This is a genomic window from Algicella marina, assembly GCF_009931615.1.
Lineage (GTDB): Bacteria > Pseudomonadota > Alphaproteobacteria > Rhodobacterales > Rhodobacteraceae > Algicella > Algicella marina.
Genome location: NZ_CP046620.1, coordinates 729,051 through 755,383, shown reverse-complemented (window position 1 = coordinate 755,383; position 26,333 = coordinate 729,051). Strand labels below are relative to the sequence as shown.

Here is a 26,333-nt window from a genome sequence, read left to right as displayed (position 1 = left end):
ATATGAGTTTCCACACCATCGAACAGGCCCCCGCCCGTCTGAACCGCAGCGAGCTTGCGGTGCCCGGCTCCCAGCCGAACATGTTCGAAAAAGCTGCCGCATCGGATGTGGACGTGATCTTCCTTGACCTTGAGGATGCCGTCGCTCCCGATGAGAAGGAACAGGCTCGCAAAAATATCATCAAGGCTCTGAACGAAGTCGACTGGGGCAAGAAAACCATGTCGATCCGCATCAACGGCCTCGACACCCATTACATGTATCGCGACGTGGTCGACATCGTCGAACAGGCGGGCGAACGCCTCGACCTCATCATGGTGCCCAAGGTCGGCACTGCGGCGGATGTCTATGCCGTCGACATGCTGGTGACCCAGATCGAGGACGCCAAGGGCTACAAGAAGCGCATCGGCTTCGAGCACATCATCGAGACCGCGCTGGGGATGCAGAACGTGCACGAGATCGCATCCGCGTCGAAGCGGAACGAGAGCCTGCATTTCGGTGTCGCCGACTATGCCGCCTCGACCCGCGCGCGCACCACGATCATCGGCGGCGTCAACAAGGATTATTCCGTGCTGACCGATCCAGCAGATGACGGCAGCCGCGCCGTGCACTGGGGCGACATGTGGCACTACGCCCTCGCCCGCATGGTCGTCGCCTGCCGTGCCAACGGCCTGCGGCCCATTGACGGCCCGTTCGGCGATTTCCAGGACAAGGAGGGCTACATCGCCGCCGCCAACCGCGCCGCCGTGCTGGGCTGCGAAGGCAAATGGGCGATCCACCCCAGCCAGATCGCGCTGGCCAACGAGGTCATGAGCCCCTCGGAAGAGGACATCACCAAGGCCAAGCGCATCCTCGAAGCGATGGCTGAGGCCGAGAAGGCCGGCAAGGGTGCCGTCTCGCTCGATGGCCGGCTGATCGATTATGCCTCGATCCGGCAGGCGGAAGTGCTGGTGGAAAAGGCAAAACATATCGCCGACCACTGACATCGGCGAATGCAAAGCTGACGGGCGCGGCCTCACCCCGCGCCCGTCATCCAACTTACTGAGTTCTCAAACCCCGATACGCGGCCGATGGCGCATTGATCACCCCCGCGCCCGCCGTTCCGCGCCACCTCGCAGGCGCTCGGCAATACATCCCACGACGAATTCCGCATCCTCCGCAACCGACAGGAACCGACCGGAGCCCCACTTGTTCAACCAGCCGAGGCCGAGGAAATAAACTCCTTCCCGCGCGCAAACCCCGCGCCGGTGTACCGGCTTGCCGCGCTCGTCAAGGCAATCGACCTTCAGCCATGAATAGTCCGGACGGAAGCCGATACACCACAGGACAGAGGTGATCCCCTCCGCCACCGCGTCGATCTCCGTCACCTCCCGCTCCGGCCGCCAGACCTTCTCGAACGCTGGTGCCGGGGCCACATCCAGCCCCTGCCCCGAGATATGAACATCGATTGCATCGCGAATGCCCATGTAGCTTCTGTCGGCCTCATCAAGGTTTTTCTCCAGATCCGGGAGGAACCGGATCACCCCACCCTCCATGTCCGAGACCGAACCATAAAGCTGCAATCCGTCCCGCGCGAACTGCCGCAGGTCGATCTCGTGGCCACCGTCACGCCCACTCATGTAGTGGTTGGTCTTGGCCTCCGTCGCCTTCGGATCCGGCTGCTGGTCGATCGTCTGATCGTAATGCCCCATCTCGTACAGCCAGTCCGTCGCATCCCGCCCGCGATACCGGCGCGGAGACCGGGGCGCGGGCCCGACCGCCAGCCGCACGTCGCGGCCGGCGATCCAAAGGTCCTCCATCATCTGCACGCCGGACTGGCCCGTGCCGACGACAAGACAGGTGCCCTCCGGCACGTCCTCCGGCCGCTTGTAATGGCGCGAATGCAGTTGCTTGATACCGTCATCGAGCCGTCCGGCAAAGGCTGGCAATATCGGGGTGTCATAGCCGCCGCTCGCGACAATCACATGCGCCGCATGCCAGTTGCCCGCCGTCGTATCCACCTCGAAACCACCCTCGGCCAGTTCCGCCACCCGCGTTACCCGCACACCTTCCCACAGCGGCGCGTCGAAACTCCCGGCGAACCCCTCGACGTAGTCGACGATCTCGTCCTTCAGCATGAAACCCTCGGGATCCTTCCCGCGATAGGGAAAGTCCGGCAGGCGGCACTGCCAGTTCGGCGTCACAAGGCAGAAAGTATCCCAGCGCTCGTTCTTCCATGTATGAAACCGTTCACTGCGCTCGAAAACCACATGCTCGATGCCGGCGCGGCACAGATAATAGCTGGCTGACATGCCGGCCTGCCCCGCGCCGATGACGATGACATCCGTCCGGCTCCGCGTCTCGGCATTCAACTGATGGACAGACATCGCACGATCTCCTCGGGTTTGTAGCGGGCCGCGACCGTCTCCAGCCGCTTCAGTTGAGCGTCGGCAGACGTGCAGCGAAAACCGAACTTCGCCTCCACCCGTTGCGAGGCCATACCGAGGCCGGAGCGGCAGCGTTTCAGGAAATCGGCGATGCTGTACTCCGCCCCGGGCCGGAAGAATTCACGCAGCACTGTCGAGGGGGAGTAGCACAACTCCTCCGAGCCATCGGGCCAACGTATGGAAAACTCTATCTCAGGCATTCGCCGGCTCCTTTCGCACCAGTCCCAGGTAGGGGTTGGCCGCATGATCCCAGAAAACCTCGCAGGCATCGCCGTCCCGCAGCACCACCTGCGTCCCAGCCGTCACCCGGCCGGCCAGCGCCGCCGCAACACCGCGCCGGGTGAACTTCTCCACCACGGCCGTCGCATCCTCGCGCCGCGCTACCAGCAGGAAACCAAAACTCGGAAACGTTGCCATCCACCGCGCCACGTCCGCCCCGTCAGGCTTCGGCAAAGCCGTCACGTCGATCTCGATACCTACGCCGGAACATTCGGCCAGCATCACCGCCGTTCCGGCGATCCCTCCCTGGCTGATATCCTTGCCCGCATGCGCCAGCCCGGCCTCCGCCAGTTCCGGCAGGATCGCCATGTCACCACGCAGCCGCGAATGGGGCGCGTTCATGAACGCGGGGAAGTTGTCGCTGCCTTCGGCATAATCCCCGCGCAGATCCACCGCCGCGATCAGCACGTCGCCCGGCTGCGCATCGAAACTCGTGATCAACGCTTTCGCCCGCCCGATGATCGCCGCAGCCAACTGGCGCCGGTCGGTGTCGAGGTTCGAATGCCCACCGACGATCGGCACACCATAGGCCTCGCTCGCCGCCTTCATTCCCGCCAGGATCTCCGCCGCCGCCGCCCCGTCCGGGGCCCAGACCGCATCGGTCACCGCCAGCGGCCGTCCGCCCATTGCCAGGATGTCCGACACATTGACCATTACCGCGCACCAGCCAGCGAACCACGGCGCGGCATTGACGAACTCGTTCATGAAACCTTCGGCCGCGAACAACAGCCAGCCATCGCCATCGGGCAGCGCCGCCGCGTCATCGCCCGGTCGTCCGGCACTCGCTGCCGTCAACCCCAGTCCGGCGCAGGTCACGTCTATCGCCCGTTTGCTGCGGATGTTGGGGTTGGCCCGCAGCGTCGCCGCCAGCGCCGGCAAATCCATGGTCACGCGGCCTTCCGCCGTGTCAGCGCCATCCAGCCAGTCTCAGGCTCCAGAAAAGGCGGATAGAAGTCCAGATCTGCCCGCATCTTCATGTGCGCGACCCCATGCAGGTCCGCCTCTTCAACGGCTTCCCAGTGCAGGGCCTGGAACATTGGCACGTTCTGCATCTGCACATGGGCAAGGAATGTCTCGCACCCCGCTCCGTGCGCCGACGAAACCGCCAGCCGGATCAGTTCCGCCCCCAATCGCCCGATGCGCCGGTACGCTGGCGCCACCGCCAGTCGCGACCCCCACCAAAGCCCCGGCTCGGCCTCGTAGATGCGGACGGTCCCCACTACCTCATCGGCCTCCGAAGCAATGGTCGAGATCGCCACCAGCGGCAGCGCCACGTGGTCGATTTCGTCGCGGTCGTGGGTCTGGAATATCCCTTGCTCCTCAACGAACACCCGGTGGCGAAGTGATGCTGCGCCTCCGACTTCCCACGCCGCCGTGGCCGCGCGGATCAGGAATTCCGGTGTGATGAACTGCTGTGGTTTTTCGATGATCATGCCGTCACCCTCTCGCCCGCCGGCACCCTGAACTTCTCGAAGGCCGAGAGCGCCGAGCAGGCCCCGCAGCGCCCGCAGCCCGCCTTGATCTCTTCGGAGCGCAGCCCGGCATCGACGATCATCTGCGCCAGCGGGCCGAGCACGCGGGCCATGAAATCGGAGCTTGGCGCGGGGTGGCTTTCCATCGGGGTGCCGGAGACGGGCACGAAGGGCACGACGAAGGGGTAGACGCCGAGCGCCACCAGCTTCTCGCACATCTCCAGGATGGCCTCCTCGGTGTCGCCCAGACCCGCGAGGATGTAGGTGGAGACCTGCGCGCGCCCGAACACCTCGACCGCCGCGGCGAAACTGTCGAAGTATTTCGACAGCGGCACCTGCGCCTTGCCGGGCATGATCGCCTCGCGCAGTTCCGGCGTGACCACTTCAAGGTGCATGCCCAGCGAGTCGATGCCCGCATCGCGCATTCGCCGCAGCCACGCATCATCCTCCGGCGGCTCGCACTGGCCCTGCAGCGGCAGGTCCACCGCGGCGCGGATCGCCTCGGCGCTGTCGGCCAGCACGCCTGCGCCGCGATCCTTGCCGGGTGGCGTGCCCGTGGTCATCACCATGTGCTTCACGCCGTCGAGTTCCACCGCAGCCTTGGCCACCTCCGCCAGTTGCTCGGGGCTCTTGTGGGCGATGGTGCGCCCGGCGGCGAGGCTCTGGCCGATGGCGCAGAACTTGCAGGTCTTCTTGCGGCTCTCGTAGCGGATGCAGGTTTGCAGCACTGTGGTGGCCAGCACATCGCGCGAATGAAGCTGGGCGATATGGCCATACGGTACGCCATCGGCGGTGCTGAGGTCGTAGAAGCGCGGGCGCGCCGGAAAGCTGACATCGGCGAAGAACTCGCCATCCTTCAGCACCCGCGCGCGGCCTTGCGCATCGGGTGCCTCGACGATGTATGGGCTGTCGAAGGCCGGGGCGGTGTGCACGGGGATCATCACGGTCATGTCGCCGATGGTCACTGCCTTGTGGTCGGTCGGGCCGGCGCCGCCGCGGCGGCTCTCGACGCCGGCGCGCGGGTCCACCAGCCTCATGCCGCGCGTCTGCAGGTCGTTGATGATGCTGCCGGTGCTCATGCCTCTGCCTCCAGCGGAATGGGGGTAAACGGGGTCTCGGGTGCGCTTGTGCGGCGCGTCACCGTGGGTGAGGGGTCGTGCAGCAGGCTGAGAAGCTCTGGCCGTGCGTAGTGGCCGACGCTGTCCATCATGCGCTTGCGCTTGGTGATGAGGCTCATGTCGAGATCGGCCATCAGGATGCCCTCTCCTTCCGTCAGCGGCGGTACGGCATGGCGGCCTTCGGGCGTGATGATGCAGGTCATGCAGCCATCGCGCAGGCCCTTCTGCAGGCCCTCATCCGGTGTGACGGAGGCGATCTGTTCGGGCGTCAGCCAGCCGGTGGCGTTCACCACGAAGCACCCCGATTCAAGTGCGTGGTGGCGCATCGTCACCTCGATCTGTTCGCCGAAAATCGGTCCGACGAGGCTGCCGGGAAACTGGGCGACGTGGATTTCCTCGTGCTGGGTCATCAGCGCGTAGCGGGCCAGCGGGTTGTAATGCTCCCAGCAGGCCAGCGCGCCGACGCGGCCCACCGCCGTCTCGACCACCTTGAGGCCAGAGCCATCGCCCTGCCCCCAGATCATCCGCTCGTGATAGGTCGGCGTGATCTTGCGGCGCTTGAGCAGCAGCGTGCCATCTGCATCGAAGATCAGTTGCGCGTTGTAGAGCGATCCGTGATCGCGCTCGTTCACGCCCAGCACCACCACGGCACCGGCCTGCGCCGCCGCCTCGGCCACGGCGCGAGTTTCGTCGGACGGCACGGTGACCGCTTCCTCGTAGAGATGCAGGTGCGGCTTGCCCTGCTTGATCGGCGGCAGGACGAAAGAGAAATACGGGTAAAACGGCACGAAGGTTTCGGGAAAGACGATCAGCTCGGCCCCCTGCGACGCCGCGTCGGCGATCGCGCCCAGCACCCGGGCCATCGTGCCGGCGCGGCTTGTTAGATCCGGCGCGATCTGCACGGCGGCAGCGCGAACGGTGCGTGAACTCATGTCGGTCTCTTTCGGTTTTCGGGGCCGGATCCGGGGCAAGCGCGCCCCGGATCCGTGGGGGGGGTCAGACGGTCCAGGTATCAAGGATGACGGCGTTGGCCTTCTTGTGGATCAGGATGCAATCGAGCACGTCCTGCGGGGCGATCGGCGTAATGCCCGGCAACAGCGACGGCTCGCCGTGGCCGTAGAGCGCCTGAAGCGCGAAGCGGCAGGCGTAGACCTTGCCGCCTTCGCCCATGAACTTGTTGAGGTTGGTCGCGAAGTTCTGGTGGCCGGGAAAGGCTTCATCACCCAAGGTCGGGAAGCCGCGCTGGATGCCCAGCGTCACGCCGGGGCCGTAGAGCAGGATCGAGGTTTCGTAGCCCTTGCGGTTGAGGCGGATGGCGTTGAGGATGTTGACGAGCCCGATGGAGCCCTCGAAGGCGACCGTGTGGAAGGTGACGAGCGCCTTCTCGCCCTCATCGGCCTTCACGTCCTCGAACACCTTCTCTTCGTAGTCGACGAAAAAGTCCCCGTCCTTGTGCATTTCCTTGGTGACTGCCGGCATCTTGGCTCTCCTGTTGTGCGATCCGTTATGAACCCAACGTGAGAGCCGGCGGATATCCAGTCAATTATTCCATACAATAATCCATCATTTTTACCTCAATCTGTACGCTTGTTGAGCAGTTGTGGGCTGTCTTGCCAAAAAAGAACCCAGTGCATTTGGTGCGGCCATATCTCCCGCAACTATTTCCATACAATACGCTTCAATTACCGGCGAATCTCGTCTATCAAGGGCGAATGTTGAACTGGGCTCCACCAACCGACCGCAGCGGCAAGCCGCGCTATCTGGAACTCGCCGACGCCATCGCGCGCGATGTCACCGCCGGCCGTCTGCGCCCCGGCGACAGGCTGCCGCCGCAGCGCAAGCTGGCAGAACGGCTGGGCGTCGACTTCACCACCGTCTCGCGCGGCTACGCCGAAGCGCGCGCCCGCGGGTTGGTGGAAAGCCATGTTGGTCGCGGCACCTTCATTTCCGATGCCTCCGCCCGTATCCAGACGCGCGAGTTGCGCCGCAGCGGCGACCGCGACCTGACGATGAACCTGCCGCCCGAGCCGACCGACCCGGATCTTCTGCGACGGATGCGCGAAGGGTTGGAAACGGTGGCGGTGAACATGGTCGACCTGCTGCGCTACCAGTCCTCCACCGGCGGGCAGGTGGACAAGGAGGCGGCCTCTTCATGGCTGTCGCTGCGCGGCATGGTGCCGACGCTGGATCGTGTCGCCATCACCCCCGGCGCACACCCAACGATCATGGCGATCCTGATGCTGTTGACCGAACCGGGTGACTGCATTCTTTCCGAAGGCGTCAGCTATTCGGGCACGCGGGGTATCGCCGCGCGGCTGCGGTTGCAACAGGTCGGGCTGGCGGAGGATGACGAGGGCATCCTGCCCGACGCACTGGAGGCCGCGATTGCCGCGCATCGCCCCAAGCTGCTCTACCTCAACCCCACGCTCAACAACCCGACCACGCGCACGGTTTCGCTGGCCCGCCGGCAGGCCATCGCCGAGATTCTGCTGGCGCATGACCTGCCGCTGATCGAGGACGATGCCTACGGCTTCATCCCGCCGCATCCGCCCGCGCCCATCGCCAGCATGGCGCCGGGGCTTACATGGCATATCGGCGGGCTGGCGAAATGCATCGGCGCGGGGCTGCGGCTGGCATATACGGTGGCGCCCAGCGCACGGCTTGCCCGTGATCTCGCCCAGTGCCTGAAATCCATCTCGGTGATGCCCTCGCCCGTGTCGATGGCGCTGGCCACCCGCTGGATCGAGGACGGCACCGCCGACCAGATCCGCCGCTTCGTCCGCACCGAAACGTCGGAGCGTCAGAAGATCGCCGCCCGCGTTTTCGAAGGCTTCACCTTTGCCGCCGATCCCCACGCCTTCAACATCTGGCTGACCCTGCCGGAGGGCCGCTCCCGTGCCGATGTCGTCGGTCGCATGGCAGGCGCCAGCATCGGCATCATGCCGTCCGACGTCTTTACCATTCTCGGCACCCCCACCGAAGCGCTGCGCGTCTGTCTCGGCGGAGAGATTGACCGCCCCCGCCTCGAAGACGGCCTCGGCCAACTCGCCCACATCCTGCAATCGGATTACTGAGGCATTCGCTCAGTTCATCGCCGTCCGCAGTTCCGCCGTCTCCCGCGCCCCTTCCGCACAGGCCATCATCAGCGGACCCACGCCCTTGGCGTCATCGGCGCACAACCTTTCGGACACATAGTATCCGGCGCTGCCGTCGCGATAGCGGTTCTGGAACATGCCCAGTCCCGCCACTTCGCAGATTTCGACCATCTGCATTCCCTTGCCCGGCACATCCCGCACCGCCCGACGCTCCAGCGCAGGTAGCAGCCCCGCAACAGGCGCGTTCACCAGCCCCAGCGCCCGGCCCTTCAACAGGGCATAGACGAACATGGCCGAGGCCGACGTCTCGCCGTAGTTGCCCTCCAGCTTCGGCTGGTCGATGACCTGCAACCACAGGCCGTCGGCTCGCCGCAGTGCCAGCAGGTCCGCCAGCAGTGTCGCTGTCCGTTCCCGCAGGGGCGCGAACGCCGCCTCGCCCACCAGTTCCCGCACATCGACCAGCGCCATCGCCAGCCAGCCCAGCGCCCGCGCCCAGTGCGCCCGCGAATGTCCTGTCACCCGGTCGGCCCAGGCCTGCTTGCGCGCCTCGTCGTAGGCATGGGCATAAAGCCCCGTCTCCGGCACATGCGTCAGGCGCAATGCCGTGTCCATCTGCGTCAGCGCATCGGCCACCGCCTTACTGTCATCCGTCACCTGCGCAAAGCCGATCTGGAACGGCAGCCCCATGTACAGCCCATCCAGCCACACTTGCCAGGGATAGCGCAGCTTGTGCCAGTAGACGCCGGATTTGGTGCGCGGATGGGTATCCAGTTGCCCCCGCAGATGTGCCGCGGCCCGCAGGTATCGCGGTGCGCCGGTGACTTCGTGCAGGTACAACAGTCCGCGCCCCGCCTTGATATTGTCGATGTTGTATTCCGAAGGATCATACCCCGGCAATTCACTCCCGTCGCCGATCCGCGCGTCCACCAGCCGTTGCAGATGCCCCAACCAGCGGTCTTCCTCCGTCGCCCGATGCAGAAGTTCCAACCCGCGATAAATGCAGCCATCTTCATAGCACCAGCTCCCGCCCTTGTACGGCGCGTAGTTGCGGGCATAGGCGTCGAAAAAGTCGGTCAGCATGTCTCGGTTTCCTCGGGAACGGGTTTGATTTCGAGATCGGTGGTTATGTCGGCGAAGCGGGCCAGAACGCTGGCGTGGCGCACCGGCGCAATGCCGCAGGCCATCAGCGGCACCCCCGCTTCCGCCCCCGGCGCAAAGCCGAAGCGCACCCGCTCCAGCCGAACACCGCTTACCGGCGCTTCCGGCAGGCCCAGCACGGCGACGCAGGCATTGTGCACATTCTCCGCCACCACATCCTCAAGCAAGATGTCGGAGATCTGCGGCGTGGTTTCGTCCACCGAGGCCGGATCACGCGATTGCACGGCAGTTGATTTTCCGTCCGGGTCGCAGAAATAGAACGCGTTGATCGCCAATGGCGTCATCACCCCGTCCATCATTACGTCGCGCATCCGCACCCGCGCCACACAACCGCCCCTGCCGCGCCGTGTCTTGATCCGCAGTCCGCGGTCAGTGCCAACGAATTCGCACCCGGTGATCTCGACATCCGTGATGTCACCGCTCATCTCGGAGCCGAGGACAACCGCGCCATGCCCCCTCGCCATCCGGCAATGCCGGATCGCCAGCCGCCGTGTCGGCGCCAGATGCTCCGTCTGCCCCCGGGCGCGCTTGCCCGCCTTTACTGCAATACAATCGTCACCGACGGAGAAGGACAGCCCGATCAGCCGGACATCCTCGCAACACTCCGGGTTCAGCCCGTCGGTGTTCGGGCTGTCAGCGGGATTCTCGATCTTCAGCGCCGCCGCCACCAGTCCGTCACAGCGATATGGATGCACGGTCCAAGATGGCGAATTGCGCACCGTCAGCCCGGTGATCTGCGCGTTTCGGCAATGGGCCAGAAACACCGTCCGTGGCCGCCGCGCACCGTCCCGTGTTTCTTTCGGCCATTGCCACCAGTCGCCCCGGTCGCCGCCGCCATCAATCGTGCCCCGGCCCGTCAGCGTCACGTCCTCGCAGCCGACCGCCGTCACCGGTGCGGCGAAGGACGTCTCCGGCAACCCCTCCCAAGTGCCAACGACGCGGCCATGCTCGTCCCGCTCGGGCAGTAGCGGCCAACCGGCACGGTCGGCACGTGCAGCAAGCTCGGTTCTGTCCGGCAGGTACAGGGTCACTCTCGGTTTCAGAAAAATCGGTCCGGTCACGTACCGGCCTGGCGGAATCAGCAGTGTTCCACCCTCGGGCACCGCCGCAATCGCGCGCGCCAGAGCCGCGGCATTGTCTGCCGCCGTCGGGTCGGCGCCGAAGTCGGTCGCATGCACGAGCCCGGCACAGGCCCGCGTGCGAAACGCCAGTGCCTCTCCTGCCACTTCCAGCACGTAATTGCGATCCGGCTCCAGCCCCTCGACAAACAGCGGCGCCACCGTCGCCACCCCGGCAGCAGCAACACTGCCGTCGGCACCCGTCACCTGCCACGCCATCGGTGCGGCAAGCCCGTAGCGCGTGCCCGGCGGCGCGATCAGCAGCGTTGCCGTGCGCGAACTGGTGGCAATGATGGACAGGATCGGCATGGCAGGTCCGGAAAAGGGAATGTCTGGGAACAGCGCGCGCGGGTCTGTGCCCGCGCGCGCCGGCTTCATCAGGACTGGAAGTCTTCCAGCGCCTCGTTCACTCCGAGGATGATCTCCTCGGCCGCCGTCTGCGCATCGATCTCGCCGTAGGCGAAAAGCTCCAGCGTATCCGTGAAGATGCCCCGCACTTCCGGGTGCTCATTCAGCGGCGAGACGTTCGGCCCTTCACTGTCCATGACGATCTTGTTGCTCTCGACCAGCACGGGCTCGATCGCCCCATCCGCCTGCAACTTGCCGGACGCCGCGCTGGAGGCCGGAAGGCCGCGCGTGGTGCCCAGCGCATCAATGCCCTCTTCCTCGTTCAGCAAGCAATTGACGATCTCCGCCGCCGCCTGCTGCTTTTCGGAATTGGCAGAGATCGAGAACACCATCGACGGCTTGCGGTAGACACCGCCCGTCTTCGCTCCGTCTACCGTCAGCAACTCGACAGGCACCAGTTCCTGGCCCTCTTCCAAGGGGTCGGCATATTTGAAATATGTCGAATCCCACTGATACGCGCCGCCGATCGTGCCCTTGGACCAGTTGGCATTCTCATGCAGGGCAATGTTGCCCTCGGAAGCCGCTTCCTTCCAGCTCTGGATCACGCCGCTGTCCACCAGTTCCTGATAGAAGCTGATCGCCGCCGCCAGTTCGTTCTGCGACCAAGCCACCTGCATTGTCTCCGGATCAATCAGGTCCTTCCCGGTGTTCTGCGTCGCCACCAGCGATACGATCAGCAGCGCATCGAGCCCGGTGGCGTAGAACGGGTACGCCTTCTCGCCCATCGCCTCCTTCACTTTCGGGGCAGACGCCTTCAGCTCTTCCCATGTCGTCGGCACCGCGACTCCGGCCTTGTCGAACATCGTCTTGTTGAACATGAACACCCGGCCGGTGGTGGAAAGCGGCAGGCCGTTCAGCTTGCCCGCCATTGAAGCCGCCTCAAGCTGGGCATCCGTCCAGTTGGAAAGGTCGATGGTGTCGGAGAACTCCCGCAGATCGGCGAACCCGTCGCCATTGGCAGAGAACAGCGGCAGCCACGGCCAGTTGATCTGCATGATGTCGGCCTCGGTGCCACCGGCGATCTGAGTGGTAACCTTTTCTAGGTGGCCGGACCAACCCGTGAACTCGGGATTGATCGTGTGGCCATGCTTCTCGCCGCAGGCGATCAGCGCCGCCTGCGTCGCCTCGTGGCGGCTGTCACCCCCCCACCAGCTCATCCGCAGTTCCTCGGCAGCGGCGGCGCCGGCCAGCGAAGACGAAGCCAGTGCTGTACCCAGCAGTAATTTGGTAAGTTTCATCGTTTCCTCCCTGATGATTCAGTTGTCCTGATGCTTCCGTTCTCTGCCCCGCCCAGCGAGACATTCTCCCCGCTTTCCGCCTCGAACAGATGGATCGTCGCTCCGTTCGGGCGCAGCGCCACGCGGTCCCGGCGCTGCAAGTTCCTGTCGAACCGGTCCGATGGCACGACCGCCACAAAGACGGCACCGCCGATCTTCACGTGCAGGTTCACCTCGTGCCCCATGAATTCCAGGTTCGTGATCTCGCCGCTGAAGGCATCGGCAGCACCGTCTGCCTCCACGCTCACATGCTGCGGACGGATGCCGAGTGTTACCGGTCCGTCGGCCAGCGTCAGCCGATGCGCCAGCCCGTCCGCCACCGTCACCGTCTGACCCGCCAGCGTCAGCCGCGGCGTCCCGCCCTCGCGGGTCAGCACCGCATCGGCGAGGTTCATTTCCGGCATTCCGATGAACCCGGCAACGAAGGCATTGGCGGGCCGTTCATACAGCGTTACCGGATCGGCCACCTGCATGATCTTCCCATCCTTCATGACGCAGATCCTGTCTCCCATCGTCATCGCTTCCACCTGGTCGTGGGTCACGTAGACAACAGTCGCCGGCCGCCCCTCGTCGCGCAGGCGCTTGTGCAGGTCGGTGATCCGTACCCGCATCGAGGCGCGCAGCTTGGCATCGAGATTCGAGAGCGGCTCGTCGAACAGGAACACCTCCGGGTGCTTGATCAAGGCCCGACCAAGCGCCACCCGCTGCGCCTGCCCACCCGAAAGCTGTTTGGGCAACCGCTCCAGCAATTCCTCGATTTCCAGAATGCCAGATACCTCGCCCGTCGCCCGCTCGATCTCGGGCTTCGGCTTGCGCTTCAGTTTCAGCCCGAAGCTGAGGTTCCGCCGCACCTTCATGTGCGGATAGAGCGCGTAGTTCTGGAACACCATCGCGATGCCCCGCTTGCCCGGGACCAGATCGTTGACCACGCGGTCACCGATCCGCACCTCGCCGCCGGAAATCGTCTCCAGCCCCGCGATCATGCGCAGCGTCGTCGATTTGGCGCAGCCAGACGGCCCCACCAGCACCATGAATTCGCCCTCGGCCACCTCCAGGTCGATGCCGTGCACCGCCTTGAAGCCGTTGCCATAGACCTTCTGCACGGATCTCAGATGCAACTCAGCCATCAGCCTTTCACGCCTCCGCTCGATATGCCTTCGATGAAGGACTTCTGGGCCAGGAAGAACACGATGAGAGAGGGCGTCAGCGCCAGAACGGTCATCGCGAGGATCGAATTCCAGTTGAACGCTTCGGTGGCGTCGATCGACAGTTTCAGCGCCAGGCTGATCGGGTATTTTTCCACCGTCGAGATGTAAATCAGCGGCCCGAGGAAATCGTTCATCGTCCACATGAACTGGAAGAGGCAGACAGACACCAGCGCCGGCAGCAGCATCGGCACCACCACGTAGATCAGGGTTTGCAGGGTCGTCGCTCCATCGACCCGCGCCGCCTCCTCCATCTCGCGCGGGATTGCGCGCAGGAACTGGATCAGCATGAAAACGAAGAACGCCTCCCACGCGAACCACTGCGGCACGAACAGCGGCAGGTAGGTATCGAGCCAACCCAGCTCACGGAACAGCAGGTACTGAGGGATGCGCGTTACCACATCGGGCAGCAGCAGCGTGGCGATCAGGATCGCAAAGACGATCTTCTTGCCCGGAAACTCGAACCGCGCGAAGCCGTAGGCCACCAGCGTGGAGGAGATCGCCGTGCCGATCACCTTGGGTATCGCGATCTGCATGGAGTTGAAGAAGAAGGTCGCGAACGTATACGGCGTGGAGGTTTTCCACCCCTGAATGTAGCCGTCCACCGTCGGCTCCTTCGGCCAGAACCACGGGCTGGAGAACATCTCGGCATTGGTCTTGAACGACGCGCCGATCAGCCAGAGCAGCGGATAGATCATGATGAAGCCGACGATGATCAGCAGCGAGTAGCGGATGGCAGCGTTCCAGCGTGACTTGCGGCGCAGCTTGATATCCAGCGCTGTCGGCGGCTCGGGGTTGACCTGTGCGGCCACATTTGTCGGAGACAGGGATACCATCGCTCAGTTCCTCCTGTCGCCGGCGTAATAGACCCACTTCTTCGACGACCAGAACGCCACCAGCGTCAGCACCATGATGATCGTGAAGAGCACCCATGCGATGGCCGATGCATAGCCCATGTCGAAACTCTTGAACGCCTCGTCATAGATGTAGAGTGGCAGCAGGTAGGTCGATTTCAGTGGCCCGCCCTGCGTGATGATGTAGGGACCGTTGAATTCCTGGAACGCCTGCACCGTCTGCATGATCAGGTTGAAGAAAATCACCGGCGTTATCAGCGGCAGGGTGATGTTGCGGAAGATCGCCCACGGCCCCGCCCCGTCGATTGCGGCCGCCTCATACAGCGTCTTGTCCACTGATTGCAGCGCGGCGAGGAAGATCACCATGGCGGAGCCGAACTGCCAGCAGCGCAGCAGCGTGATGGTGAACAGCGCGTTCTCGGGGTCGCCGAACCAGTTCACCGGCTCCACCCCGAACAGGCCCAGCAGCATGTTGACCAGCCCGGCCTCGGCGAAGATGTAGCGCCACAGAACCGCGATGGCGATGGAGCCGCCGAGGATTGACGGAACGTAGTATGCGGTACGGAAGAGGTTTATCCCCCGCAACCGGTAATTCAGCACCACTGCAATAAACAATGCGAAGGTCAGCTTCAACGGCACCGTCGTGAACACGTAGATCAGCGTGACCTTCAAAGATTTGTCGAAGGTACGGTCGCGGGTGAACAGCTTCTTGTAATTGTCCAGCCCGACCCATTTCGGCGCCGAGAACAGGTCGTAATCGGTGAAACTGAGGTAGAGCGACGCCGCAAACGGAAAGGCGGTGAACATCAGGAGCCCGATCAGGTAGGGCGAGATGTACCACAGGCCGAGAAACTTGCTGTCGCCACCCATCAGGCCGCCCCCCGCACCAGTGCATCTGGCAGCCATGCCGCAGTCGCCGCGACCATCTCGCCAAACATCGCCCGCGCCGCCGCCTCAGCCAGCGGCGCCACCAGCGGGTCGCCGTGGAACAACGGAAACAGCGCTGCGAAGTCGCCATCCACCACCGCCCGCAAGAGCGCCGACTGCCGGTTCGCATGGTCGGCGACCACCGCTTCCAGCGCCTGCGGCATCCGCCCGGCCACCAGCGGCGTTACCCCGAGGCCCGAGAACAGGGCGTTCGTCTCCACGATCGCCCCTTCGGCGATGCCGCGAAGCTGGCCCCTGTTGGGCAGGTTCACGTTGGAGACATGGGCGGCACCGCCCATCAGCGCCACGATCTGATCGACCAGCGCCTCGTCGGATCGGTTTGCGACAGGCTGCGCGCGGCCATCGGCCAGCGCCTCGGCCTTCGCCTGCCGCTCCGCCCGTTCACGGATGCGGAACTCCACCGGCGTCAGTCCGAAATCCCAGCCCGCCGGATCGGCGAGGTACATCTGCGTCGGCAGGAATTCAACAAGGTGCCGGTCTCCGGCAGCCGCGGCGATACCGTAGTGCCGCAAGAGGTCGAATTTCACGCGGGATCGATCTTCGAAATAACGCGCCTTCTCGTCCGCCGGATCCGGCTCCTGCGCGCGCCAGCCACTGTTGGAATGCGCAGAGGCGAACGCGCGATAGGCCGGCATCATGTCCTGCCCTGCCAGGGCGATCCTGTCCACGAAGGTGAAATGGTTGATGCCGAGCACGTTCACCTCGACATCGCGATGGCTCCATGCCGCGTGGCCATCCCGTTGGTTGGCGATCCACGCCACCTGCTTGCGCAGCTTCGTCACCTCGTGGCACTCGCCCCAGCAGCGGATGCCGGGATAGGCCGCATGAAGCGCACCGGTCAGCACGCTCATCGGGTTGGTCAGGTTGCAGACATAGGCGTCGGGCGCATGTGCCCGGATGGCCTCCCCGATCTCCAGCATCATCGGGATGGCCCGCAGCGCGCGCACAAACCCGCCCGGCCCCACCGTATCGCCCACCGCCTGTGGAATACCGTAGCGGGCCGGGATGCCGATATCCTCCGCCATGTCCTCGAACCGCCCCGGCAGGATGGAGATGACAACAATATCCGCGCCGTCCAGCGCCTCACCGATTTCCGTACAGGCCCGGTATCGTGCCGCGACACCCTCGGAAACCTCGGCAAACCGCGCCCCCATCCGCGCATTACGCTCGGCTGCATCGAAATCGATATCGTACAGCCGCACCTCCGCCGCCAGCCTCGCGTCATGCGCGAGATCAGCCATCAGGTTCGGAGCCCAGTTCAGCGAGCCGCCGCCGATATAAGCGATCCGTACCGGAACTGCGCCTTTCGACAGGCTTTGATGTTCGGAATGTTTCATCAATGGCTACTCCGGCACACGCTCAGGCTGCACGCATTCCTGCGAGCAGCAACTTCCCGATGGCCGATTTTCCTCCCAGCCGTTGTTTTGACGGGTGTCACCCGCATCATTTTCTTGTTCACCACTGTAAATCACTTGCCCCTCCCGCTTGAATGAACGCAACATAACAAAATGATGGATAAAACCGAACATTCCCCATTCGCCCTCATGCCGGTCCACGCGCTTTCCCTGCGTCTCGCCCGCACCACCATCCGCATGCAACACGCTCCCACGTGGCGGATCAACAAGCTCAACCCCACGCACGATCTCCTGATCTGCCTCACCGGCTCGGGCCACTATGAGATTGGCGATGATCGCGTCACCCTCAGCCCCGGCGAATCGATGCTGATCCCCGCATATCAACGATTTCGCGGCCGCCACGGCGGCGGCGATGCCCCCTACACCGGTGTTGCCCAGCATTTCACGCTCGATCTCTTCGGCCGCGGCGACATCATCGGCCAGATGCAGTTGCGGCGGAAGGTCACCCTGCGTCCATGGGATGTCCTTGCCCCTCTCGTCCACCATTATCGCAACGCCTCGTCACCATCGGTGACTACCCCCGCCCAGCATCACCAGTTCATGGTTCTGCTGCTCGCCTTCCTCGAGGAAGCGTTCGAAGGCTGGCGCACCGACCGCACCGACACCCAATCACAGGATCAGCTTTCGCTCCAGATCATGCTCGTCGCCTCCCGCCTGTCCGCCGATCCGCTTGGCGAAGGCGCGGTGGAGGAGGCGATGTCGTCGGTCCTCTACAACCCCGACTACTTCCGCCGCGCGTTCCGCGACAGGATCGGCATGACGCCGCAGAAATACCGGGAATTCAAACGTATGGAATTCGCCGTCCATCGCCTCGGCATGGGCCTGTCGGTCAAGGAAGTCGCAGCGGAACTTGGCTATTCCGACCCCTACTTCTTCTCCCGCATGTTCAAGCGCCACATAGGGGCCAGCCCCTCGAACTACCGCGAACGCCGCACCGCCACCCCGAAATTCGAGTACCGCGAATAGGCGCGGCTGATTTCTGCGGCGTTACTCCGCAGTCCAGCCGCCATCGACCAACAGCGAGGTGCCGGTGACCAACGCCGACGCATCGGAGGCGAGGAAAACCACCGCCCCCATGATATCCTCGACCCGGCCCACCCGGCCCAGTTTGATCTTTTCCTCCAGCCACGCCAGCAAGTCCGGGTTTCGAAACGTGCTCTCGGTCAGCGCCGTGCGGATGAAGGTCGGGCAAATCGTGTTGACGCGGATCCCGTACCGGCCCCACTCGATCGCCATCCCCTTGGTGAACCCTTCCACGCCATGCTTCGTACCCGAATAGACGGCACGTTCGGGTCCCGAGACATGCGCCATCTGGCTGGAAATAGTGATAAGCGATCCGGATCGCCCGGCCGCCACCAACCCTTTCGCCACCGCCTGAGCCAGAAAATACGCGCCCTTCTGGTTCAGCGCCGAAACCGCATCGTAATCCGCTTCCGTAGTTTCGAGGCTCGCCCCGTGCCGCGCCAGCCCCGCCGAATTCACAAGTACGTCAAACGGCCCACCGGCGGCCACTGCCGCAGCAGTCGCCGCCACATCGGCGACATCCAGCACCAGCGCCTCGGCACTCCAGCCCGCGTCGCGCATGGCCCTTACCGCGTCGTCCAGCATCGCCGCCCGCCGGGCCGCAAGCACCACATGAGCCCCCACCTCCGCCAGCGCGACCGCACAACCCAATCCGATCCCGGAGGAGGCCCCAGTCACCAGCGCCCGTCTCCCGTCCAGTCGGAACGAAGGTGTCCGCGGCAGGTCCATCATCGCAACGCCCCCGCTGCGAAGGCGTTACCCCGCCAGCAAGGCATCGACTTCCGTCCGCCGCGGGCTGGAAGTCGCCGCGCCTTTGCGTGTCACGCTCAAGCCGGCAGCCGCACAGGCGAACCGCGCAGCTTCGACCGGCTCCGCACCTTCCGACAGCGCCACAGCGAACGCCCCGTTGAAGGCATCGCCTGCCCCGGTCGTATCCACGACCGGCCCGGCCGAAACCCCCGGCACGTGTTCGGAGCGTTCCGCCGAATGCAGCAAGGCTCCCTCCGCGCCCAGCGTGATCACCGCCGCCGAAACGCCCAGCGCCAGCAAGGCGTCCCCCGCCTGCCGCGCCGTCGCCAGATCGTGTACGGCCACGCCTGTCAGCGCTTCGGCCTCGCTCTCGTTCGGCGTAATATAGGTCAGGTCACGCAATAGATTTGCCGGCAACCGCTGCGCTGGCGCCGGGTTCAGGATCGTCGTCACCCCGGAATCCGCCGCGATCCGCACACCCGCCAGCGCCGCCGCCAGCGGCTGCTCCAGCTGCGCCAGAAACACGTCCGCCCCACGCACCAGCTCCTCCGCTCGCAGGATATCTTCCGGGCCAAGATCGCCCGCCGCGCCCGGACAGATGATGATCGCGTTCTCTCCGCTCCGGTCATCGACGAAAATGAACGCCGATCCGGTATAGGCTTCCGGATCCTCGACGACCACCGGTGTCACACCGGCGTCTGCCCAGGTGTCATAGGCGATCTTCGCGAAGGCATCCTTGCCCAGTCGGGTGATCAGCGAAACATCGGCCCCCAGCTTGCCGGCCGCCACCGCCTGGTTCGAACCCTTGCCTCCCGGCCCCAGCGCAAAAGCGGAGCCAAGCACTGTCTCGCCCATCGCCGGCAGCCGCGACCCGCGATAGATCGCGTCGGCGGCGAACACGCCCAGCACCACGATCCGGCTCATCGCCGTCCCCGGAACCGGGCCGTCAAACTGCAGTCAGGCATTCATTTCCTCCGGCCCTTGCGAGCCGGTTCATTCCAGCTCGATCAGCAGATCCTTGGCATCCACCTGCGCCGCCGCGCTCACATGCACGGCTTTCACCTTTGCGGCGCGATCGGCGTAGATGCCGGTCTCCATTTTCATGGCCTCCATGGTGCACAGAAGATCACCTTCCGCAACCTCCTGCCCCACGGTCACGGCAACCGAGGCAATCAGCCCCGGCATCGGTGCGGCGATGTGGTCCGCATTGGTCGGGTCCGCCTTGGGCCGCGTCTCCAGCGTCGCCGTCACCGAGCGGTCGGAAACCCGCACCGTCCTCGGCTGACCGTTGAGTTCGAAGAAAACCCGCACCTCGCCCTCGTGGTTGGTCTCGCCGATGGCCGACAGCCGCACCTCCAGCGTTTTGCCCGGATCGATCTCCGCACTTATCTCCTGGCCCGGCTCCATCCCGTAGAAAAACACCGGCGTCGGCAGCGCCCGTACCGGCCCATAGACGGCATGGCGCGTCATGTAATCCGTAAAGACCTTGGGATACATCAGGTAACCGCACAGATCCTCGTCGTCGATCTCCACGCCGTCCAGTTCCTCGCTCAAAGCCTTGCGCGTCGCTTCCAGATCGACCGGCTCCATCAGCGAACCGGGGCGCACCTTGATAGGCTTCGCCCCCTTCAGCACCTTCTTCTGCAATGCTTTGGGGAAACCGCCATACGGCTGGCCGACCTCCCCTTTCATGAAGGTGACCACGGAATCCGGGAAGGACACATCCTTGTCCGGGTTCAGCACGTCTTCCTTGCTCAGCCCGCCGGAAACCATCGTCAGCGCCATGTCACCAACCGTCTTGGCGATCGGCGTCACCTTGATCACATCACCGAACATCTGGTTCACGTCGGCATAGGTCTTGGCGACCTCATGCCAGCGGTCCTCCAGGCCCATGCTCCGCGCCTGCGCGCGCAGGTTGGTGACCTGCCCGCCAGGCATCTCGTGCAGATACACTTCCGCCGTACCGGATTTCATGTCGGACTCGAAGGCCGCGTACTGGTTGCGAACGTCCTCCCAATAGGTCGAAATCTCGCGGATCGCGTCCGGCGACAGTTTCGTGTCGCGGCCCGTATTGCGTAGCGCTTCGACAATGGACCCGAGACAGGGCTGTGAAGTGAGGCCGGAGAACGCGTCCATCGCCGCGTCCACCGCATCAACACCTGCCTCTGCCGCCGCCAGCACCGAAGCCGCCGAGACGCCCGAAGTATCGTGTGTATGGAAGTGGATCGGAATGGAGATCTCGTCCTTTAACGCCTTCACCAGCGCGCGCGCAGCCTCGGGCTTCACCAGCCCACCCATGTCCTTCAGGCAGAGGATATGCGTGCCCGCCGCCTCCAGCTCCTTGGCCAGATCGACATAATACTTCAGCGAGTATTTCTGCCGGTCCGGGTCCAGAATGTCGCCAGTGTAGCAGATCGCCGCCTCCAGCACCTTCCCCGTCTCCAGCACGGCATCCATCGAAAGCCGCATGTTCTCCACCCAGTTCAGCGGGTCGAACACGCGGAAGAGGTCCATGCCGCTGTCCGCGGCCTGCGCCACGAATTTCTCGACCACGTTGTCGGGGTAGTTGGTGTAGCCGACCCCGTTGGACGCGCGCAGCAGCATCTGCGTCATCAGGTTCGGCATCTTGTCCCGAATATCCCGCAACCGCTGCCACGGGCATTCCTGCAGGAAGCGATAGGCCACGTCGAAGGTCGCCCCGCCCCAGCATTCGACGGAAAACAACTCCGGCAACATCTCTGAATACGCCGGCGCGATCTGGATCATGTCATAGCTGCGCATCCGCGTGGCAAGCAGGCTCTGGTGCCCGTCCCGCATCGCCGTATCCGTAATCAGCAAACGGTCCTGCGCCAGCATCCAGTCGGCAACAGCCTTCGGCCCCTTTTCCTCCAGCAGTGTCCGTGACCCTGCTGGCGGGGTCGTCCCCGGCAGCACCGGCGGCTTCGGCGCCTTGGCATGCGCCGGCGGCTTCGCCCGGCCCACCGTTTCCGGATGCCCGTTGACACTGATGTCAGCGATATAGTTCAGGATCCGCGTCGCCCGGTCGCGCCGCGGCGCGAAGTCGTAAAGTTCCGGCGTCGTATCGATGAACTTGGTCGTGTAGCTGTTGTCGAGGAACGTCGGATGCTTCAGAAGATTCTCGACAAAGGCGATATTGGTCGAGACCCCGCGAATTCGGAACTCGCGCAACGCCCGGTCCATCCGCCGGATGGCCGCCTCCGGCGTCGGCGCCCACGCCGTCACCTTCTCCAGAAGGCTGTCGTAGTAGCGCGTGATCACCGCGCCGGAATAAGCCGTACCGCCATCGAGTCGGATGCCCATGCCAGTCGCACCGCGGTAGGCAGTGATACGTCCGTAATCAGGGATGAAGTTGTTCTGCGGATCTTCCGTGGTGATCCGGCATTGCAACGCATGGCCGTTCAGCGTCACGTCATACTGGCTGGCCTTGCCCGTCGCCTCCGAAATGCTCTTGCCCTCGGCCAGCAGAATTTGCGCCCGAACAATGTCGATGCCCGTCACCTCCTCGGTAACGGTGTGCTCCACCTGCACACGGGGGTTCACTTCGATGAAGTAGAACTTGCCCTCGTCCATATCCATCAGGAATTCGACGGTACCCGCGCAGCGATAGCCGACATGCGCACAGATCTTCTTGCCCAGCGCACACAATTCCTCGCGCTGCACGTCGGAAAGATACGGCGCCGGCGCGCGCTCCACCACCTTCTGGTTGCGGCGCTGAACCGAACAGTCCCGCTCCCACAGATGGTACATGCCGCCCATCTCGTCACCGAGGATCTGCACTTCGACGTGCCGCGCCCTCTGCACCAGTTTTTCGAGGTACCCCTCGCCGTTGCCGAAGGCGTTCTCGGCCTCGCGCCGGCCCTCCAGCACCTTCTCTTCCAACTCGTCCGCGCTCATGATCGGCCGCATCCCCCGGCCACCACCACCCCAGGAGGCCTTGAGCATGAACGGATAGCCGATCTCGTCGGCCATCCGGCGCACCTCATCCATGTCATCAGGCAGCACCTCGGTTGCCGGAATCACCGGCACCCCGGCTTCCATAGCCACCTTCCGCGCGCTCGCCTTGTCGCCCAGCGCCCGCATCGTCTCCGCCTTCGGCCCGATGAAGGCGATGCCATTGGCCACGCAGGCATCAACCAGGTCGGGGTTTTCGGAAAGCAGCCCATAGCCCGGATGCACCGCATCCGCACCGCTCATCTTCGCCACCCGGATGATCTCGTCGATGGCCAGATACGCCGCCACCGGGCCCAGCCCCTCGCCGATCCGGTAGGCCTCATCCGCCTTGAAGCGGTGCAGACCCAGCTTGTCTTCCTCGGCGTAAACGGCAACCGTCTTCTTGCCCATCTCGTTGGCGGCGCGCATCACGCGGATGGCGATCTCGCCACGGTTGGCAATCAGGATTTTCTTGATGGTGCGCATGGGGTCAGCCCTCTCCCTGTCTTTTGCTCTATCGCTAGCGGATTGCGCTGCACTGCACAATGGTGCGTCGCCTTTTTGCGGTCTGCAAGAAAAATGCAAAGGTTTGCCCAAGCTTTTCCCGACGACGCACGTCTGATAGGCAGACATCAACGAAATACAGAGGAACCACCATGCGTTTCGCCCTGCCCACCGCGGCCCTGCTGCTCTCCACCAGCGCCGCCATCGCCGACGACATCACCGCCGCCAGCACCATCGCCGCCGCCACCGTCTATCCGGGCGGCGCCACCGTCACCCGCACCGTGCCGGTGACTGCCGGGGCCGGAAGCCACACCATTACCGTCAGCGACCTGCCGCTGGACTTCGACGCCGACAGCCTGCGCGTCACCGGCGAGGACAGCCTCACCATCCTCTCCGTCAACCACCGCATCGATCGCCTTCCCCCGCGGGAAGAGAATCGTTCGCCCGAGCATCAGGCCGCCGAAGCCGCTGTCGAGGCCGTGCAGCAGGATCTGCGCGACATTGATGAAGCCATTGCCGCCCAGATGACGCGCATCGCCGTCGCCAACAAGCGCGTGGAATTCATCGACGCCCTGATCGAACGCGAGGCGCAGGACATGGTCGATGACGCAGACAGCGCCGGCGCCGGTCTGGAAACATGGGTCAGCGCCATCGACACGCTTGCCACCGCCACCGAGACCGCGCTCGATGCCAAACGTCTGGCCGAGCAGGAAATCGCCCGCCTCCGGCGCGAACGCGAAGATGTGGAGAAAGATCTGGAAAAGGCCGAACAGGCACTCGCCGCTCTCGACCTGCCACCGCCGCCCCGCTCGGTCGCCACGATCGAGATCGCCGCACAGACGCCGCTCGACACCGAACTCGCCATCGTCTACCGCACCGGCCAGGCCGGCTGGAGCCCGGTCTACGACATGCGGCTGGACCGCGGCTCAGCACCGGAGGTCAAGGTCACGCGCCATGCCCAGGTCACGCAATGGACGGGCGAGGACTGGGACGACATCCGCCTCACCCTCTCCACCGCCCGCCCGACCGGTGCGATCATGGCACCTGAAATCCACGAACAGATCGCCCGAATCTTCCCGGTCCCGTCGCCAAAACGCGCGGCCACCCTCGGTTTTTCCGACAGCGCCGCTGTCATGGAAAACCGTATGGAATCCGATGCCCTCGCCCCGTCGGAACCTGTGATGATGGAGGCCGAGGCCCCCGTTCCCGGCTTCACTCAGCTCACCCAAGGCCAAACGGTCGTCTATCAACTCAACGAACCGGTCGACATCGCCGGGGACCAGACGATGCGCCAGGTTCGCATCGACCAGCAGAGCTTCCCCGTGGATCTCAAGGCCCTGACGACGCCCCAGTTCGACACCACCGCCTTCCTCTCCGCCGATCTCACCAATGATTTTGGCGGTCCGATCCTGCCTGGTCAGGCGTCGATGTTCCGCGATGGCACTTTCATGGGCACCGCTTTCATACCCTTCACGCCCGCCGGTGACATCGCCAAACTCCCCTTCGGCGCGCTGGATGAAATCCTCGTCAGCTATCGCACACTGGAACGCGAGGATGGCGATTTCGGCCTGATCGGCACCACCAACCGCCGCATCGAGCGCTTCAAGATCACAGCCAGAAGCCTGATGGACGCGCCGGTCACCCTCGTCGTCACGGACAGGGCCCCGGTCTCCGAACAGGAGGACCTGGAGATAAAGACCGTCGCCACCCCCCGCCCGAAGCCCGTGGATGAGGAAGGCAAACGCGGCGTGGTCACGTGGGAACTTGCGCTCCAGCCCGGCGAGGAACAGGTGATCGACTTCGGCTATGACCTGACATGGCCCGGCGATCAGGCCCTCGAAATCTTTCCTCGTCCGTTCTGACCGGACGCTACCTACAGGAGCAGCGACTTGTCCCGCCTGATCCCCGCCCTAGCCGCTACTCTCGCCGGTCTCTCATCCCCCGCCCAGCCCGACACATGGGCCGAGCAAAAGTGCGCCCTCTTTGCCAGCGCGTGGGCGGAGGTGACAGATCCGCCGCCCCCCGGCCTCTCACCCGGATTCACCGATGAAACCGACAGCTTCATCGCCTCGGGCTGCGCGACCGGCGCCGTCTGCCCTCGCAGCCCGCAGGATCTCGCCCTCGCCGACACCCTCACCCTGATGGCCGTCGCCGAGGGCATGGCCGGCTCGTTCCTCCCCTACGCCTGCTCGGACTGACCTGCACCGCGTTCTTCCGCCGCATCCTTGTGGTCTCCGTCCCGCCAAAAGCGTGGAGACAGGTATTTGCTCCGATCCGTCCCCCCTCGCTCCTGATCCCCTAACGCAAACGCACCTTTCCGGCCCCAGCGCCCCGTCCATCGCCATCGCACAGTTGCGCTGTCCCGTCGGCGCGCCTACTCTCCCCGGCAATCCACTTGTCGAAAGCTCTGAACTCCGTGCTCAATCTCCGCGACATGCAATTGCTCACGGCGCTCGACCGCCACCGACACTTCGCTCGCGCGGCCGAGGCGACGGGCATCTCGCAACCAGCCTTTTCCGCCCGTATCCGCAACCTGGAGCTTGACCTCGGCATCACCATCGTCAACCGCGGCAACCGCTTTCGCGGCTTCACCGAGGAAGGCGAGATCGTCCTGCGCTGGGGCCAGAAGATGCTGGCCGATCTCGAGGGCCTGAAACAGGAGGTCAGCGCCGCCTCCGGCGCCCTCACCGGCACCGTTTCCATAGGTGTCGTTCCCACCGCCCTCGCTTTCGCTTCGGCCCTGCCCGCCCGCATAGGTGCCGCCCATCCCGGCCTGCGCCTCAACATCCATTCCACCACCTCCGATGAGATACGCCGCGGCCTCCAGAACTTCACCTTCAGCGCCGGGATTTCCTATCTCGAAGGCCGTGATCCCGCGCTGTCCGAGACACATCTCTACGAAGAAACCTATCTTCTGGTCGCCCCCGCCGGACTGGTGGAAGATGGCCAGACTGAAATCACCTGGAGCGAGGCCGCACGCCTGCCGCTCTGCCTGCTGACGCCGACCATGCAGAACCGCCGCATTCTGGAACGGATTTTCGCCGGCCAGGGTGTGCGTCCCAACGCCGTGACGGAAACCAACGCCCTCAGCGTCGCATGGCTGCAACTGCGAACCGGCACCACAGCGACGATCATGCCCGAGCGCACGGTCAGCGTGCAGCCCAGCCTGCCGGGTACGGTCACGCTTCGCCTGACCGAACCGGACATTTCCCGCCCGATTGCTCTGCTTCTGCCGGACCGAACCCCCGAACCGGCGCTGCACCCGGTCCTGAAACACCACCTGCAGGAAGAGGCGCGCGCCCGCAGCCAGCCTTTCTGAATCCGTGCCCGCGGCA

At 64.5% G+C, this 26,333-nt stretch carries 23 protein-coding genes; 6 read left to right on the top strand and 17 right to left on the bottom strand.

The features are described 5' to 3' along the window. Positions 1-2: 2 nt before the first annotated feature. Positions 3-980: an HpcH/HpaI aldolase/citrate lyase family protein gene (locus GO499_RS03725; RefSeq protein WP_161860926.1), complete on the top strand. Its 978-nt coding sequence runs from the start codon at positions 3-5 to the stop codon at positions 978-980. 99 nt (positions 981-1,079) lie between these two features. Here the strand turns inward: GO499_RS03725 and GO499_RS03720 are convergent, their stop codons facing one another. From GO499_RS03720 to GO499_RS03690, 7 genes are all read right to left on the bottom strand, one after another. Further along, complete coding sequence (locus GO499_RS03720) at positions 1,080-2,363, bottom strand: MSMEG_0569 family flavin-dependent oxidoreductase (RefSeq protein ID WP_161860925.1); 1,284 nt, start codon at positions 2,361-2,363, stop codon at positions 1,080-1,082. Beyond that, a complete protein-coding gene (locus GO499_RS03715) occupies positions 2,345-2,623 on the bottom strand; it encodes an MSMEG_0570 family nitrogen starvation response protein (protein ID WP_161860924.1) in 279 nt (92 codons plus the stop codon). The genes GO499_RS03720 and GO499_RS03715 overlap by 19 nt, the downstream gene beginning before the upstream one ends. Next, entirely contained in the window at positions 2,616-3,587 is a 972-nt protein-coding gene (locus GO499_RS03710) for a sll0787 family AIR synthase-like protein (RefSeq protein ID WP_161863825.1), read from the bottom strand. The genes GO499_RS03715 and GO499_RS03710 overlap by 8 nt, the downstream gene beginning before the upstream one ends. 2 nt (positions 3,588-3,589) lie before the next feature. Continuing rightward, complete coding sequence (locus GO499_RS03705) at positions 3,590-4,135, bottom strand: MSMEG_0567/Sll0786 family nitrogen starvation N-acetyltransferase (RefSeq protein ID WP_161860923.1); 546 nt, start codon at positions 4,133-4,135, stop codon at positions 3,590-3,592. Continuing rightward, the gene (locus GO499_RS03700) at positions 4,132-5,253 is read right to left on the bottom strand and encodes an MSMEG_0568 family radical SAM protein (RefSeq protein ID WP_161860922.1); all 1,122 of its coding nucleotides are present in this window, start codon (positions 5,251-5,253) and stop codon (positions 4,132-4,134) included. Before GO499_RS03700 ends, GO499_RS03705 begins: the two co-directional genes overlap by 4 nt. Further along, positions 5,250-6,224 carry a Nit6803 family nitrilase gene (locus GO499_RS03695; RefSeq protein WP_161860921.1) on the bottom strand — a complete coding sequence of 325 codons (975 nt, stop codon included), beginning with the start codon at positions 6,222-6,224 and terminating at the stop codon, positions 5,250-5,252. Before GO499_RS03695 ends, GO499_RS03700 begins: the two co-directional genes overlap by 4 nt. Positions 6,225-6,288: 64 nt before the next feature. Beyond that, positions 6,289-6,771, bottom strand: coding sequence for an MSMEG_0572/Sll0783 family nitrogen starvation response protein (locus GO499_RS03690; protein WP_161860920.1), 483 nt, complete (start codon positions 6,769-6,771; stop codon positions 6,289-6,291). Between the two features lie 233 nt (positions 6,772-7,004). On the opposite strand from GO499_RS03690, the gene GO499_RS03685 reads away from it, so the two are divergent. Then, complete coding sequence (locus GO499_RS03685; protein ID WP_161860919.1) at positions 7,005-8,366, top strand: aminotransferase-like domain-containing protein; 1,362 nt, start codon at positions 7,005-7,007, stop codon at positions 8,364-8,366. 9 nt (positions 8,367-8,375) lie between these two features. Here the strand turns inward: GO499_RS03685 and GO499_RS03680 are convergent, their stop codons facing one another. Genes GO499_RS03680 through GO499_RS03650 form a run of 7 tightly spaced genes read right to left on the bottom strand, consistent with a single transcriptional unit; the run spans position 8,376 to position 16,692 of the window. Continuing rightward, on the bottom strand, positions 8,376-9,467 hold the full coding sequence (locus GO499_RS03680) for a glycoside hydrolase family 88/105 protein (protein WP_161860918.1): 1,092 nt from the start codon (positions 9,465-9,467) through the stop codon (positions 8,376-8,378). Beyond that, a complete protein-coding gene (gene pglA / locus GO499_RS03675) occupies positions 9,461-11,041 on the bottom strand; it encodes a polygalacturonase PglA (protein WP_284154882.1) in 1,581 nt (526 codons plus the stop codon). Before pglA ends, GO499_RS03680 begins: the two co-directional genes overlap by 7 nt. Further along, positions 11,041-12,309, bottom strand: coding sequence for an ABC transporter substrate-binding protein (locus GO499_RS03670; protein ID WP_161860917.1), 1,269 nt, complete (start codon positions 12,307-12,309; stop codon positions 11,041-11,043). Before GO499_RS03670 ends, pglA begins: the two co-directional genes overlap by 1 nt. Then, a complete protein-coding gene (locus tag GO499_RS03665) occupies positions 12,306-13,475 on the bottom strand; it encodes an ABC transporter ATP-binding protein (RefSeq protein ID WP_161860916.1) in 1,170 nt (389 codons plus the stop codon). The genes GO499_RS03670 and GO499_RS03665 overlap by 4 nt, the downstream gene beginning before the upstream one ends. Next, the gene (locus GO499_RS03660; protein ID WP_161860915.1) at positions 13,475-14,389 is read right to left on the bottom strand and encodes a carbohydrate ABC transporter permease; all 915 of its coding nucleotides are present in this window, start codon (positions 14,387-14,389) and stop codon (positions 13,475-13,477) included. Before GO499_RS03660 ends, GO499_RS03665 begins: the two co-directional genes overlap by 1 nt. A gap of 3 nt (positions 14,390-14,392) precedes the next feature. Then, positions 14,393-15,313 (bottom strand): carbohydrate ABC transporter permease, encoded by a 921-nt coding sequence (locus GO499_RS03655; protein WP_284154881.1) that lies wholly within the window; start codon positions 15,311-15,313, stop codon positions 14,393-14,395. Then, positions 15,277-16,692, bottom strand: coding sequence for a family 4 glycosyl hydrolase (locus tag GO499_RS03650; protein ID WP_161860914.1), 1,416 nt, complete (start codon positions 16,690-16,692; stop codon positions 15,277-15,279). Before GO499_RS03650 ends, GO499_RS03655 begins: the two co-directional genes overlap by 37 nt. A gap of 171 nt (positions 16,693-16,863) precedes the next feature. Between GO499_RS03650 and GO499_RS03645 the strand changes: the two genes are divergently transcribed. Beyond that, the gene (locus tag GO499_RS03645) at positions 16,864-17,736 is read left to right on the top strand and encodes an AraC family transcriptional regulator (RefSeq protein WP_161860913.1); all 873 of its coding nucleotides are present in this window, start codon (positions 16,864-16,866) and stop codon (positions 17,734-17,736) included. 21 nt (positions 17,737-17,757) lie between these two features. Here the strand turns inward: GO499_RS03645 and GO499_RS03640 are convergent, their stop codons facing one another. From GO499_RS03640 to pyc, 3 genes are all read right to left on the bottom strand, one after another. Continuing rightward, positions 17,758-18,522 carry an SDR family NAD(P)-dependent oxidoreductase gene (locus tag GO499_RS03640; RefSeq protein WP_161863822.1) on the bottom strand — a complete coding sequence of 255 codons (765 nt, stop codon included), beginning with the start codon at positions 18,520-18,522 and terminating at the stop codon, positions 17,758-17,760. Positions 18,523-18,549: 27 nt separating this feature from the next. Then, the gene (gene rbsK / locus GO499_RS03635) at positions 18,550-19,467 is read right to left on the bottom strand and encodes a ribokinase (RefSeq protein ID WP_161860912.1); all 918 of its coding nucleotides are present in this window, start codon (positions 19,465-19,467) and stop codon (positions 18,550-18,552) included. Between the two features lie 69 nt (positions 19,468-19,536). Next, entirely contained in the window at positions 19,537-22,980 is a 3,444-nt protein-coding gene (gene pyc, locus GO499_RS03630) for a pyruvate carboxylase (protein ID WP_161860911.1), read from the bottom strand. A 170-nt stretch (positions 22,981-23,150) separates the two neighbouring features. Between pyc and GO499_RS03625 the strand changes: the two genes are divergently transcribed. The 3 genes from GO499_RS03625 (at position 23,151) to GO499_RS03615 (ending at position 26,317) form a co-directional block, all read left to right on the top strand. Beyond that, positions 23,151-24,860 (top strand): mucoidy inhibitor MuiA family protein, encoded by a 1,710-nt coding sequence (locus tag GO499_RS03625; protein WP_161860910.1) that lies wholly within the window; start codon positions 23,151-23,153, stop codon positions 24,858-24,860. A 27-nt stretch (positions 24,861-24,887) separates the two neighbouring features. After that, entirely contained in the window at positions 24,888-25,196 is a 309-nt protein-coding gene (locus tag GO499_RS03620; protein ID WP_161860909.1) for a hypothetical protein, read from the top strand. Between the two features lie 197 nt (positions 25,197-25,393). Beyond that, positions 25,394-26,317: a LysR family transcriptional regulator gene (locus GO499_RS03615; protein ID WP_161860908.1), complete on the top strand. Its 924-nt coding sequence runs from the start codon at positions 25,394-25,396 to the stop codon at positions 26,315-26,317. Positions 26,318-26,333: the final 16 nt, after the last annotated feature.